The following is a 13,783-nucleotide window of genomic DNA, read 5'->3' as shown; positions in this document are numbered from 1 at the left end:
GAGATGACTGAGCTTCGCACCATAGATACCGTCCTCGTTGCCAACCGTGGTGAGATCGCTGTTCGTGTGATTCGCACGTTGCGGGAGTTGGGAATTCGCAGCGTTGCCGTCTACAGCGACGCCGACGCCAATGCGCGCCACGTCCGAGAAGCCGATACTGCCGTCAACATCGGGCCTGCACCGGCACGCGAGAGCTACCTCGTCATCGACAAGGTGATCGACGCCGCCAAGGCCACCGGTGCCCAGGGTATTCACCCGGGTTACGGCTTCCTGTCGGAGAATTCGGCTTTCTCGGCAGCCTGCGCTGCGGCCGGAATCGCGTTCCTCGGGCCAAACGAGCGTGCCATCGAGGTGATGGGCGACAAGATCACCGCAAAAAACGCGGTGGCAGCCTTCGACGTGCCGGTGGTTCCGGGTATCGCGCGACCGAATCTGACCGACGAAGAACTGATCGCGGCAGCCGAGGACATCGGTTACCCGGTACTCGTCAAGCCGTCGGCCGGCGGCGGCGGTAAGGGGATGCGGTTGGTCGAAGATCCGGCCAATCTGGCGGAAGCGCTGCGCAGCGCTCGGCGCGAGGCCGCGTCGTCGTTCGGTGACGACACGCTGTTCCTCGAACGATTTGTCCTGCGGCCCCGGCACATCGAGGTCCAGGTTCTCGCCGATCAGCACGGCAACGTCGTTCACCTCGGTGAGCGTGAGTGCAGCCTGCAGCGGCGTCACCAGAAGGTCATCGAAGAGGCGCCGTCACCCCTGCTGGATCAGGTGACGCGCGACCGCATCGGCGCAGCAGCGTGCAATACCGCTCGCAGCGTCGACTACACCGGTGCCGGCACCGTCGAGTTCATCGTTTCGGCCGACAAGCCGGACGAGTTCTTCTTCATGGAGATGAACACCCGACTGCAGGTCGAGCACCCGGTCACCGAAATGGTCACCGGACTCGACCTGGTCGAGTGGCAGGTACGCGTCGCGGCCGGGGAGAAGCTGGCTTTCGAGCAGAGCGACATCACCTTGACCGGGCACGCCATCGAAGCCCGCGTGTACGCCGAAGATCCGGGACGCGGATTCCTACCGACCGGTGGCAGCGTCGTCGGTCTCGTCGAGCCGTCGGGATCGGGTGTACGCGTCGATTCGGGCCTGCTCGAGGGAACCGTCGTCGGCAGCGACTACGACCCGATGCTCAGCAAGGTCATCGCACACGCTTCCGACCGCGCCGGTGCTTTGCGCAAGCTCGATCGTGCGCTCGGCGACACCGCGGTTCTCGGCGTGGTCACCAACATCGAATTTGCACGCTTCCTCCTTGCCGATCCGGATGTGATCGCGGGCAACCTCGACACCGGCCTGCTCGATCGTCGGGTTGAAGACTTTGTCGCGGCAGACGCCACGGACGAGGTCCTCATTGCCGCTGCGGCCTATCGCTGGCTGGCACGGTGGACGGCTGCAGCATCGGTAGACCCTTGGGACGTTCCCAGCGGATGGCGCGTGGGGACTCCGGCTCCGACCAGCATCCGCCTGTCGGCCGGAACCCGGATTGCGCATGTGTCGATAGTCGGGACTCCCACAGACGCAAAGGTCGAGGTCGAAGGTTCGCAGCCGCAGGCTTTCAGTGCCGGCTTGACGGGATCGGAACTGGCTGTGGTGATCGACGGGCGTCGGCGCACGTTTGTCGTGGCCGAGACCGAGGGTGGGCTGTGGCTGGCCGGCGGCGGAACCTGGCATGTCCGCGAAGTTGCCGAGGTCAGCGTTCGAGGCGACGACGCGCACGCCGGTGACGCCGAAATCGCAAGTCCGATGCCGGGTGCGGTGATCGCGGTCAACGTCGAGAACGGCGCAGCCGTGTCGGCGGGGCAGTCACTGGTGGTCGTCGAGGCCATGAAGATGGAGCACTCGCTGACCTCGCCCATCGACGGAACCGTGGAAGTGCTTGTCCGTCAGGGCGATCAGGTGATGGTGGATCAGATTCTGGCCCGCGTCGTACCCGCCGCCGAAGCAGACACTGCAGAAGAAGACACCGAGAACACGACTCAGAAGGAAGAAGCCTGATGTCCGATTACCTTGCCACCGGAGCGCTTCCGGACGAGTACCAGCAGTTGGCCAAGACCGTTGCGGACTTCGCCAAGACAGTTGTGGCGCCGGTAGCCGCCGAGCACGACGCCAATCACACCTTCCCGTACGAGGTTGTTGCCGGGATGGCGGAGATGGGCCTGTTCGGTCTGCCGTTCCCCGAGGAGTACGGCGGAATGGGCGGCGACTACTTTGCCCTGTGCCTCGCGCTCGAGGAATTGGGCAAGGTGGATCAGAGTGTCGCGATCACTCTCGAAGCCGGAGTGTCCCTCGGCGCCATGCCGATCTACCGATTTGGCAACGACGCGCAGAAGGAAGAGTGGCTGCCGCAGCTCACCAGCGGAAAGTCGCTAGCCGCCTTCGGATTGACCGAGCCTGGCGCCGGTAGCGACGCCGGTGGAACCAAGACCACCGCCAAGTTCGACAGCGGCGAGTGGATCATCAACGGCAACAAGCAGTTCATCACCAACTCGGGCACCGACATCACGAAGCTCGTGACGGTCACCGCGGTTACGGGTGTCAAGGACGGCGGCAAGAAGGAAATCTCGACGATTCTGGTGCCGACCACGACGCCGGGATTCACGGCTGAGCCTGCATACAACAAGGTCGGCTGGAATGCGTCCGACACCCACCCGCTCACCTTCGCGGATGTCCGTGTCCCCGAAGAGAATCTGCTCGGTGAGCGTGGCCGCGGTTACGCGAACTTCCTGCGCATTCTCGACGAAGGTCGCATCGCCATTTCGGCGTTGAGCGTCGGTGCCGCCCAGGGTTGCGTCGACGAGTCGATCAAGTACGCGAAGGAGCGCGAGGCATTCGGGCGCCCCATCGGTCAGAACCAGGCCATCGCGTTCAAGATCGCGCGCATGGAAGCTCGCGCCCACGTGGCCCGCACCGCGTACTACGACGCGGCCGCATTGATGCTGTCCGGCAAGCCGTTCAAGAAGCAGGCATCCATCGCCAAGCTCATCTCCTCCGAAGCTGCCATGGATAACGCCCGCGACGCCACCCAGATCCACGGCGGATACGGATTCATGAACGAATACGCAGTCGCGCGGCACTACCGTGACAGTAAGATTCTGGAGATCGGCGAAGGCACTACCGAGGTGCAGTTGATGCTCATCGCACGTGAGGCGGGGTTGTGACGAACTCTCAAATGAACAGCGCAGAGACCAAGAAGATCACTCAGCGCGGACTCTGGTTCGAGGAGTTCGAACTTGGCGCAATCTACGAACACCGCCCAGGCCGCACGGTCACCGAGGCTGACAACGTGCTGTTCACGACGTTGACAATGAACACGCAGGCACTGCATCTCGACGCCGCGTACAGCGAGGACACACAGTTCGGTGTGCGCCTGGTCAATTCGATGTTCACGCTGTCGACGATCGTGGGACTTTCGGTTGCACAATTGACGCAGGGAACCATCGTGGCAAATCTCGGGTTCTCGGACATCAGTTTCCCGAAGCCGCTCTTCCACGGCGATACCCTGTATGCGGAGACGTTGATCGCCGACAAGCGTGAATCGAAGAGCCGCCCGGGTGAAGGCATCGTGACGTTGGTCCACACCGGTCGTAATCAGCACGGCGACGTCGTGGCCGTGGCAACTCGTAAAACGTTGGTGCAGTTGAGGCCGCAAGGAGAATCGTCGTGACGTGGATTCCGCCGGGGCCGGCGTGGTTGTTCTGCCCGGCAGATCGCCCGGAGCGCTATGCAAAAGCTGCGGCGGCAGCCGACGTTGTCATTCTCGACCTCGAGGACGGCGTTGCCGCTGACGACAAGGAGGCAGCGCGCACCGCGCTGATCGACACACCGCTCGACCCGGAACGCACGGTGGTGCGCGTCAATCCCGTCGGCACTCGCGAGCACGAACTCGACCTGCTTGCCCTCGACGGCACGCATTACACGCGTTTGATGCTCTCCAAGTGCGAATCGGCCGACGACGTTCTCTCGCTGGCCCCCGCCGAGGTCGTTGCGTTGGTCGAGTCGCCGCTCGGCGCACTGGCCGTGCAGGAAATCGCTCTGGCGGCCAACACCATCGGCGTGATGTGGGGCGCTGAGGACCTGATCGCCGGTCTCGGAGGCAATGCCAGTCGTCATCTGGACGGTTCGTACCGCGACGTTGCGAGGCACGTTCGCTCGAATACCTTGCTGGCAGCGAAGAGTTACGGCCGACTGGCTGTCGATTCGGTGTACCTCGATATCAAGGACCTGGTCGGACTTGGCGTCGAATCCGCCGACGCCGTTGCCGTCGGATTCGATGTCAAGGTCGCGATTCATCCCAGCCAGGTTGATGTCATCCGAGCGGCCTTCGCGCCGTCGGAGTCGGAAATCGACTGGGCACAAAGGGTTCTTGCGGCAGTGGCCCACGAACGTGGTGTGTTTGCCTTCGAAGGCAAGATGGTGGACGCGCCCGTTCTGCGTCACGCCGAGAAACTGCTGCATCGCGCCGGTATCCTCCCCGAGTAAGGAGAACAACGCATGAGCAAAGTTGTGAGTTCGGCACTCGACGCGGTTGCCGACATCGCCAGCGGGTCCACGCTTGCCGTCGGTGGGTTCGGACTGTGCGGAATTCCCGACGCCTTGATCGCGGCTATCGCCGAGGGCACCGCCACCGATCTGGAAGTGTTCTCCAACAACTGTGGTGTCGACGATTACGGTCTCGGAATTCTCCTGAGTGCTCATCGCATTGCCCGGGTGACGGCGTCGTACGTGGGGGAGAACAAAGAGTTTGCACGCCAGTACCTTTCGGGTGAGCTCGAAGTGGAGCTGACGCCGCAGGGGACTCTGGCAGAGCGTCTGCGTGCGGGCGGCGCCGGCATCCCGGCGTTCTACACGCCGGCCGGCGTGGGCACGCCCATCGAAGAGGGCGGGTTGCCCTGGCGTTACAACTCCGACGGATCCATTGCCGTCGCTTCTCCGCCCAAAGCGACCGCCGTTTTCGGGGATCGCCGCTATGTGTTGGAAGAATCGATTACCGCGGATTTTGCATTGGTGCATGCCGACTACGGCGATACCGAAGGCAACCTCGTCTTCAACAAGACCGCGATGAACTTCAATCCTCTTGCCGCAATGGCTGGTCGGATCACCATCGCACAGGTGGAACATCTGGTCGAGCCCGGCGAAATCGACCCGGCACACGTTCACCTTCCCGGTGTGTTCGTCCAGCGGGTCGTACATACGGGTGTGCAAGACAAGAGGATCGAGAAGCGAACCGTCTCAGGAGGCACCAAGTGACCAGTTCGGAGGAAGCTCGTGTCGGTTGGACTCGCCACGAGATGGCCGCACGTGCGGCTGCGGAGATGCGGCCGGGCGAATACGTCAATTTGGGAATCGGACTGCCGACACTGATCCCGAGCTATCTTCCTGAGGGCGTGAGGGTCGTACTGCACAGCGAGAACGGCATCCTTGGCACCGGGCCGTACCCGACCGAGGATCAGGTCGACGCCGACCTCATCAACGCGGGCAAGGAAACCGTCACCGTCAATCCAGGCGCCGCGTTCTTCGACTCTGCACTGTCCTTCGGCATGATTCGTGGCGGCCACATCGATACGGCGGTCCTCGGGGGAATGCAGGTGTCGAGTACCGGTGATCTTGCGAACTGGATGGTGCCCGGCAAGATGGTCAAGGGCATGGGCGGCGCGATGGACCTTGTCCATGGCGCTCGCCGCGTGATCGTGGTGATGGAGCATACCGACCGGGAGGGAAACCCGAAGATCCTCGAGCGGTGTACTTTGCCGTTGACGGGCCAAGGTGTGGTACATCGCATCATCACCGATCTGGCCGTGCTGGATGTCACACCGGAGGGCATTGCGCTGGTGGAGCTGGCACCGGGCGTCAGCGCTGAGTACCTGCAGAATGTGACGGGCGTTACGCTCGTGTGAATGAGTTGTGAGGTACGGAGAACGCGTCGGCGCATAGCCGGCGCGTTTCTTCGTGAGTAGGACCCGACCGAAGTCCGAACCGGCTGACGGCGGTCGATTTGTCTGGATAAAAAGGCCCGTGAACAGCGCGATTCCTCGCGAATTGCCGAGCCTGTACATTTATCGGGCGGTTACGCGGGGATTCGCGCGCGCGATAGGCCCGTGCGCGGAACTGCTTCGATCGTGCCCGTCGGAACGGTAGTGAGGGAGGGGGTTGTCCGCTGCGATTGTCGGATCCTGAGACGAGCCTTCGCGGTGGGCGAATTGTGGCTTGTTGCTGTAACGAACCTTCACTTCAAACTCGATATGTCTGGGTGTGGCTTTGTCATGCCTGCGGCCCATCGGAGATGATGGATCGTTCTGGCTCATTGAGGGTAGATGAGATCGGTACAAGTTGTGGCGGCGAGATGTGCGTCACAGCGTGTGCGTAATGGTGTGGAAGAGAGGCTGTGGGCGTGAAGTCGCTGGGAAACGGAAAACTGGAGAGCGGTAAGTCGGAGGTCGGCAGCTCGCCGGAAGAAGTTCAGCGATCTGGCGCATTCCCACTCTCGGCCGCACAGCTCGGTATGTGGTTCGCGCAGCACCTCGATCCCAGCGTCCCTGTCAACATCGCGCAGTACGTCGAACTTCGTGGCGCGTTGCAGCTGAACGTGCTCCGGGCGGCGTGCGCCGACGCCGGCCGCGAAATCGGTTCGGCCTTCGTTCGGATCATCGAAGTCGATGCACAGCCTTTCCAGATCATCGACGACACGCTCGACGACTCGGTCGGCTATGTCGACGTCCGCAGTGAGGCCGACCCGCACGACGCGGCAATGCGGTGGATGCGCGCAGACCGAAGCCGTCCCGTGGACATGCTCGCAGACCGATTGATCTCGGCAACCATCCTGCGCCTCGAACAGGACCGCTACTACTGGTACACCCGGGTCCATCACACGATCCTCGACGGATTCGGCGCGTCCACATTTGTCACTCGAGTCGCCGAGTTGTACTCGGCCCGCGTCGAAGGCCGTGAGCCCACGCCCAACGAGGCATCCGACCTGCGCGACGTGTACGAGGTCGACAACACCTACCGCAATTCCCATCGGTTCGACACCGACCGCACTTTCTGGGCCGAGAAGATCGCCGACCTCGACGAGATCTCGAGCCTGGCCGGTCGCAGCGCCCCGCCGACACCGGTCAGCCGCATCAACAGTGCGGCGCTGTCCAACCATGTGGAAGCGTTGCTCGCGCGATTCCTCGAACGCGTCGAGAAGACGACGGTCGCCGGCACGGTGGTCGCAGCGTTTGCCGCGTACCTGGCCCAGATGACCGGAAGCGAGGACGTGTCGCTGTCGCTGCCCGTCTCGGGCCGCACCACGGCAGTGCTCCGCCGATCCGGCGGAATGGTGTCCAACGTGGTGCCATTGCGCTTGAGGATTACCTCGACGACAACCGTCCAGGAACTTCTCGACGCTGTTGGCAGTGAGATGTCGGGCGCCCTGCGCCATCAGCGATACCGGCACGAAGACATGGTCCGCGACGGTGACGGCCCCGGTCAGGGCGGATTCTTCGGCCCGTGGATCAACATCATGATGTTCTCCACCGAACTTGCCTTCGGGCCACTGGTCGGTGAATTACACATCCTGTCAACGGGTTTGATCGAAGACCTCGGTGTCAACCTGTACCAGAGCGTCGGCGACACCCGGACGCACATCGACTTCGAGTCGAATCCCAACCTCTATTCCGCGTCGGTCGCCGAGCGTAACCACTCGCGCTTTGTCGAGTTCCTCGAAAAGTTCATCTCCGCCGAAACATCTCGCCGAGTCTGGGACCTGCCCATTGCGTCCGAAGAGGAGCGCAAGAAAGTCGCGCTCTGGAATCGCACCGGGTACCACGTACTTTCGCAGTCCATCACCGAGCCGTTCGAGCGTCAGGTCGATCGAACCCCGGACGCCACCGCGCTGATCTTCGAGGGGAGCTCACTCACCTACGCGGAGTTCGACGCGAAGGTCAACGGCCTCGCTCGCAAGCTCATCGACATGGGTGTTGGTCCGGAATCCCTTGTGGGATTGGCTATTCGGCGTTCCCTCGACCTCATGGTCGGACTGTATGCGATTGCAAAGGCCGGGGGCGCTTGGGTGCCGGTCGATCCAGACCATCCGGCGGATCGAACGGCGTACATCCTCGATTCCGCACGGCCGGTGTGTGTTCTGACCACCGCTCGGGATCAGGTGGACCTGCCGCTCGGAACCCGAGTTCTCGAAATCGACCAACTCGACGACGCGGAACTCGACACCAGTCCAGTCACGGATTCGGATCGGGTGTCGCCCCTGCGGTATTCGAATACGGCCTATGTCATCTACACGTCGGGTTCGACCGGTCGCCCGAAGGGCGTTGCGGTCACACATGCGGCGATCAACAACCAGCTCCAGTGGATGAACTCCGAGTACCACCTCGGCGCATCGGACGTATACCTGCAGAAGACAGCTACTACGTTCGACGTGTCTCTGTGGGGATTCTTCATGCCGTTGCGGGTCGGTGCGACCCTCGTGGTCGCGACCCCCGACGGTCATCGTGACCCGATGTACGTGGCTGCCAAGATTGCCGAGCATCGTGTCACCGTGACGGACTTCGTCCCGTCGATGCTCACCTTGTTCACCGCGAATGCCCCTGCCGGGTCATGTGATTCACTGCGCCACGTCTTTGTCATCGGTGAGGCGTTGCCGCCCGAGACGGCTACGGCCTTCCGTGAACTGTGCAGCGCGGATCTGCACAACCTGTACGGCCCCACCGAAGCTGCGGTCTCGGTAACCTACTACGAGGCTCGCAGGTCCGACACTACGTCGGTCCCGATCGGCTTGCCGCAGTGGAATACTCAGGCCTACGTCCTCGATTCGCACCTCCGCGCAACGCCGATCGGCCAGCCGGGCGAGCTGTACCTCGCCGGAGTGCAGTTGGCCCGCGGATACGTCGGTCGACCTGACCTCAGCTCCGATCGTTTTGTGGCAAACCCCTACGGTCCCGCCGGGGAACGTATGTACCGAACCGGCGACCTCGTGCGTCGACGTGACGACGGAAACCTCGACTACATCGGACGCACCGACTTCCAGGTGAAGTTCCGCGGCCAGCGCATCGAGCTCGGCGAGATCGAGACCGTGCTGCTCGCGCATCCCGACGTCTCGCAGGCCGTCGTGTTGGTGGTGCAGACACCGACCGGCGACCAGTTGGTCGGCTACATCGTGCCGGGTCCTGGCCGTTCCGTTGATTCGGCTGCTTTGAGCGAATTCGCCGGTCGAAGCCTACCGTCGTACATGGTTCCGGCTGCACTGATGGTCTTGGAAGCGTTGCCGCTCAACACGAGTGGCAAGCTCGATCGCGCAGCGCTCCCGGAGCCTGTCTTCGCCAGCGCCAAGCAGTACCGGGAACCGCGCACCGATACCGAGCGAGTTGTCGCCGACGTCTTTGCCGATGTCCTCGGTGTGGAGCAAGTCGGTCTCGACGACGATTTCTTCGAACTCGGTGGAAACTCCTTGGTGGCAACGCAAGTGGTCACCAGAGTCGGCTCCGCGATGGGTGTCCAACTCGGTGTGCGCGAGCTCTTCGAATCGACCACAGTAGCGACGCTTGCCGCGCGGGCCGAATTGCTGGCGGGAAATGTTCGGCCGCTGGCGCCACTCGTCGCAAAACCGCGTCCCGACGTCATTCCGGTGTCCTTGGCGCAGCAGCGAATGTGGTTCCTCAACAAGCTCGACCCGTCGACGCCGGTTTACAACCTTCCGTTCACGGTGCGATTGACCGGCACGGTCGATCCTGCGGCCTTGCACGCCTCGGTGATGGATCTTCTCGAGCGGCACGAGTCGCTGCGCACGCTCTATCCCGACACCGACGGCACCGCGCAGCAGGTGATTCTGCCGATCGACCAGGTGTCCATCGATCTCACTCCGCAGCGGATTTCCAAGCGTGAGGTGCAGGCCGCCGCTGTCGAGATCGCCGGACGCGGATTCGACGTGGCAACCGAGATCCCGTTGCGCGTCACGTTGTTCGAGGTCACAGCCACCGATTTTGTCCTTGTCATGGTGCTGCACCACATTGCGGCAGACGGCTTGTCCTTCCGCCCGTTGGCCCGTGATCTCCTGGTCGCGTACTCCGCACGTAGCGAGCACACCGCACCGGCATGGACGCCGCTGCCTGTGCAGTACGCGGATTATGCGCTCTGGCAACGCGCGGCCCTGGGATCCGAAGATGATCCTTCGTCGGAGTCCGCACGTCAGATCGCCTTCTGGCGTGAGTCACTCGCTGGGCTTCCCGACCAGCTGGATCTTCCGACCGACCGCCCCCGCCCGGCCGTTGCCTCCAATCGCGGTGCCAAGCACCACTTCCACATCAGTGAGCGCACCACGCGCAAATTGAACGCGTTGGCACGTTCGAAGAACGCGTCGCTCTTCATGGTCCTGCAAGCGGCGTATGCGGCGCTGCTCAGCCGACTCAGCGGAACCACGGATATTGCCGTCGGCGCTCCCGTCGGCGGTCGAAGCGACGAAGCGCTGAGCGATGTCATCGGTATGTTCGTGAATACCTTGGTGTTGCGGACCGAGGTAGACGCAGGCGAAACGTTCGAAGACTTGCTTGCCCGGGTGCGCGAGTCGGGACTGAGCGCCTACGGACACGCGGACGTGCCGTTCGAGCGTCTTGTCGAGGTCCTGAATCCGGCGCGGTCCCAGTCGCGTCATCCGTTGTTCCAGGTCGCGTTGACCGCCGAGATCAGTGGACGTCGCCAGTTGCAGTTCTCGGGGATCACTGCGGTCGCCACCGAACTGGAAGTTCCGGTCGCCAAGTTCGATCTCGAGCTGATGGTGTCGGAAAATCCTGAAGGAAGCGATGATTCAGATGTCCTGGACGCTACCTTCACCTATGCCACGGATCTGTTCGATGCATCGACCGTAGCTACGTTCGCCACTCGCTTCGTCCGGATTCTCGACGCGGTCACGGCTCGGCCGGCGACCACGGTCGGAGATCTCGAACTGCTCTCGCCGACTGAATTCGTCGACCTCACTTATGTCGCGTCCGACGACGCGATGCCGCGAGCGAGCCTGGCCGACATCCTCACTGCAGGTACGGCTGATCCGGAATCGGTCGCAGTGCGATTCGAGGGACGTTCGGTTACCTACCGTGAGCTCGACGAGCAGTCGTCACGGTTGGCCCGGGCGCTCATTGCACGTGATATCGGTCCGGAAACCACTGTTGCGCTGGCATTTCCACGGTCTTATGACATGGTTCGCGCGGTGTGGGCAGTGGCAAAGACCGGCGCCGCCTACGTTCCGGTAGATCCGAACTACCCGGACGACCGTGTTCGCCACATGCTGTCGGATTCCGCGGCACGAATCGGTTTGACGTCATCGGAGTTCCTGGGACAGCTGCCTGCCGCCACCGAATGGTGGGCACTGGACGATCCGTCCACCGTGAACCTCGTCGACGCCCAATCGGGTGCCACGGTCGTCGATTCCGAACGAACCACGCCGCTGCGCGACGAACATGTTGCGTACCTGATCTACACCTCCGGTTCTACCGGAAAGCCCAAGGGTGTCAGCGTTACCCACGGCGGGCTCCGTGGTGTTCGTGATGCCGCGCAGCGTCGGTACGGGGTCGACGAGGAGTCCCGGTTCCTGCACATCTGTTCACCGAGTTTCGATCCGTCGGTTCTCGAATGGATGGTGGCATTCTCCGCCGGCGCCACCCTTGTCATCGTTCCACCGGCGATCATCGGTGGCCCCGAACTGACCACACTGTTGCGCGACGAGCATGTCACCCACGCGATCATCACGCCCGCAGTGCTCGGCACGATGGACGCAGCCGAGCTGCCGGAGTTGGCCGTAGTCTCTGTCGGCGGCGACGTGACCACACCGGAACTGCTGGCAACGTGGGCACCGGGACGCGAGTACTTCAACGGTTACGGTCCTACCGAAACCACCATCATTTCGTCGTACGGGCACCTCACGGCAGGTCTGCCAATCGACATCGGCCGCCCCGTCGAGGGAATGTCGGCGCTTGTCCTCGATGAGCGACTTCACCCCGTCCCGGTCGGCACCAGGGGTGAACTCTATTTTGCGGGTGCGGCATTGGCCCGTGGGTACCACGATCGCTACGCGCTGACATCGGAGCGGTTTGTCGCCAACCCGTACTCGTCGGACGGCTCCCGGATGTACCGCACCGGCGACGTCGTGCGGTGGACCGGCACTTCTCGCGAGGGTGAGCCGGGCGTCCTGGAGTACATGGGCCGCAGCGACTTCCAGGTCAAGGTGCGTGGTTTCCGCATCGAACTCGGCGAGATCGACGCCGCGCTGACAGCACACGAGGACGTTCGTTTCGCCGTGACTCTGGGCCGTGAAGGCATCGCGGGAGTCATGGCCCTGGTCTCTTATGTCCAACTCGAAGGCGATACGAGTTTCGACGCCGAACGCCTCGCGGGTTTTGTCGGTGAATCCCTGCCGAGTTACATGGTTCCGTCGGTCATCATGGCCTTGGACGAGGTTCCGCTGACTCCGGTCGGAAAGCTCGACCGGGACGCGCTGCCGGAGCCGGTGTTCGAGGTGCGTGAATTCCGCGCGCCCACAACGCCGGTCGAGGAAATCGTCGCACAGATCATTGCCGATGTTCTCGGGGTGGAGCGAGTCGGACTCGATGACGACTTCTTTGCTCTCGGTGGCAACTCGCTCGTCGCCACGCAGGTCACCTCGCGCTTGGGCGCTGCACTCGACACCACGGTGCCGGTCCGCACGTTGTTCGACGTGTCGAGCGTCGAGGCACTCGCCGCGCGGGTGGAGACACACGCGGGCAGCGGTGGGCGCACCGCACTCGTCGCGCAGACGCGTCCGAGCAGCATTCCGTTGTCGCTCGCCCAGCAGCGCATGTGGTTCCTCAACCGCTACGACACGGCGTCTGCGGCGTACAACATCACCTTCGCGCTTCACTTGAGTGGAAATCTCGACGTCGCCGCGATGGAAGCAGCGTTCGAGGACGTGCTGGCTCGGCACGAGGTTCTTCGCACGGTGTACCCGGATACCGAATCCGGTCCGGTGCAGTCGATTCTCGACGTCGACAATGTGTTCCAGGGTCTCGATGTGGTGTCCGTCGACACCGGTGAACTCGACGACGCCATTGCCGCAGTCGGTTCGACGGCACTCGACATCACCGTTGACGTGCCGATCCGCGTGCGTCTGTTGACGCTGAGTGACACCGAGCACGTGCTGGCGATCATGGTTCACCACATTGCCGCAGACGGGTGGTCGATGGCGCCGCTGGGCCGCGACCTGATGATTGCGTACTCGGCTCGCAAGGACGGGATTGTTCCTCAGTGGCAACCGCTTTCGGTGCAGTACGCCGACTACGCGCTGTGGCAGCGTGCGGTCCTGGGTTCCGAGGACGACGCATCGTCACTGATGTCCCAGCAGATCTCGTTCTGGAGCGAGACGCTCGCGGGTCTGCCTGACCGGATCGAACTGCCCGCCGACCGGGCTCGACCCGATGTGGCGTCGATGCGCGGCGAACGATTCGCCTTCGACATCGCGCCCGAGTTGCATGTTCGCCTCGATTCACTTGCACGGGAGCACAATGCAACGCTGTTCATGGCGCTGCATGCCGCACTTGCGCTGCTGCTCGCCCGCCTGAGTGGGACATCGGACATCTCGGTGGGTACTCCGGTCGCCGGCCGCGGCGAGGCAGCGCTCGACGATCTGGTCGGTATGTTCGTCAACACTCTGGTCCTGCGCACCGAGGTCGACACGTCGGCTCCGTTCACGGAACTGCTTGCGGCGTCGAGCGATGCC

Annotated in this window: 7 protein-coding genes (1 of these 7 cut by a window edge); all 7 read left to right on the top strand. The window is 63.0% G+C overall.

The genetic code is table 11. The features are described 5' to 3' along the window. Positions 1 to 3: 3 nt before the first annotated feature. Positions 4 to 2,043 (top strand): acetyl/propionyl/methylcrotonyl-CoA carboxylase subunit alpha, encoded by a 2,040-nt coding sequence (locus C7T36_RS04030; RefSeq protein ID WP_045070856.1) that lies wholly within the window; start codon positions 4 to 6, stop codon positions 2,041 to 2,043. Further along, the gene (locus C7T36_RS04025) at positions 2,043 to 3,206 is read left to right on the top strand and encodes an acyl-CoA dehydrogenase family protein (protein WP_033236942.1); all 1,164 of its coding nucleotides are present in this window, start codon (positions 2,043 to 2,045) and stop codon (positions 3,204 to 3,206) included. The genes C7T36_RS04030 and C7T36_RS04025 overlap by 1 nt, the downstream gene beginning before the upstream one ends. Before the next feature lie 11 nt (positions 3,207 to 3,217). Next, positions 3,218 to 3,712, top strand: a complete 495-nt coding sequence (locus C7T36_RS04020; protein ID WP_045070853.1) for a MaoC family dehydratase — start codon at positions 3,218 to 3,220, stop codon at positions 3,710 to 3,712. Continuing rightward, positions 3,709 to 4,527, top strand: coding sequence for a CoA ester lyase (locus tag C7T36_RS04015; protein WP_045070850.1), 819 nt, complete (start codon positions 3,709 to 3,711; stop codon positions 4,525 to 4,527). The genes C7T36_RS04020 and C7T36_RS04015 overlap by 4 nt, the downstream gene beginning before the upstream one ends. A 12-nt stretch (positions 4,528 to 4,539) precedes the next feature. Then, positions 4,540 to 5,295, top strand: coding sequence for a CoA transferase subunit A (locus tag C7T36_RS04010; RefSeq protein WP_033236940.1), 756 nt, complete (start codon positions 4,540 to 4,542; stop codon positions 5,293 to 5,295). Further along, entirely contained in the window at positions 5,292 to 5,942 is a 651-nt protein-coding gene (locus C7T36_RS04005; RefSeq protein WP_258190576.1) for a 3-oxoacid CoA-transferase subunit B, read from the top strand. The genes C7T36_RS04010 and C7T36_RS04005 overlap by 4 nt, the downstream gene beginning before the upstream one ends. Before the next feature lie 494 nt (positions 5,943 to 6,436). After that, on the top strand, positions 6,437 to 13,783 hold the 5' portion of the coding sequence (locus C7T36_RS04000; protein WP_146153423.1) for a non-ribosomal peptide synthase/polyketide synthase. It continues 21,258 nt past the right edge of the window; 7,347 of the gene's 28,605 nt are visible here — the first part of the coding sequence; it begins with the start codon at positions 6,437 to 6,439; its stop codon lies beyond the right edge, outside the window.

The sequence above is a fragment of the Rhodococcus sp. AD45-ID genome, assembly GCF_003023755.1.
In the GTDB taxonomy this organism is placed as follows: Bacteria; Actinomycetota; Actinomycetes; order Mycobacteriales; family Mycobacteriaceae; genus Rhodococcus_F; species Rhodococcus_F globerula.
Note: the sequence above shows the minus strand (reverse complement) of the source record. Positions and strands in the feature narration are given on the sequence as shown.

Coding starts and splice junctions, on each gene's coding strand:
- C7T36_RS04030 (WP_045070856.1), top strand. CDS start 4: ATGACTGAGCTTCGCACCATAGATACCGTCCTCGTTGCCAACCGTGGT.
- C7T36_RS04025 (WP_033236942.1), top strand. CDS start 2,043: ATGTCCGATTACCTTGCCACCGGAGCGCTTCCGGACGAGTACCAGCAG.
- C7T36_RS04020 (WP_045070853.1), top strand. CDS start 3,218: ATGAACAGCGCAGAGACCAAGAAGATCACTCAGCGCGGACTCTGGTTC.
- C7T36_RS04010 (WP_033236940.1), top strand. CDS start 4,540: ATGAGCAAAGTTGTGAGTTCGGCACTCGACGCGGTTGCCGACATCGCC.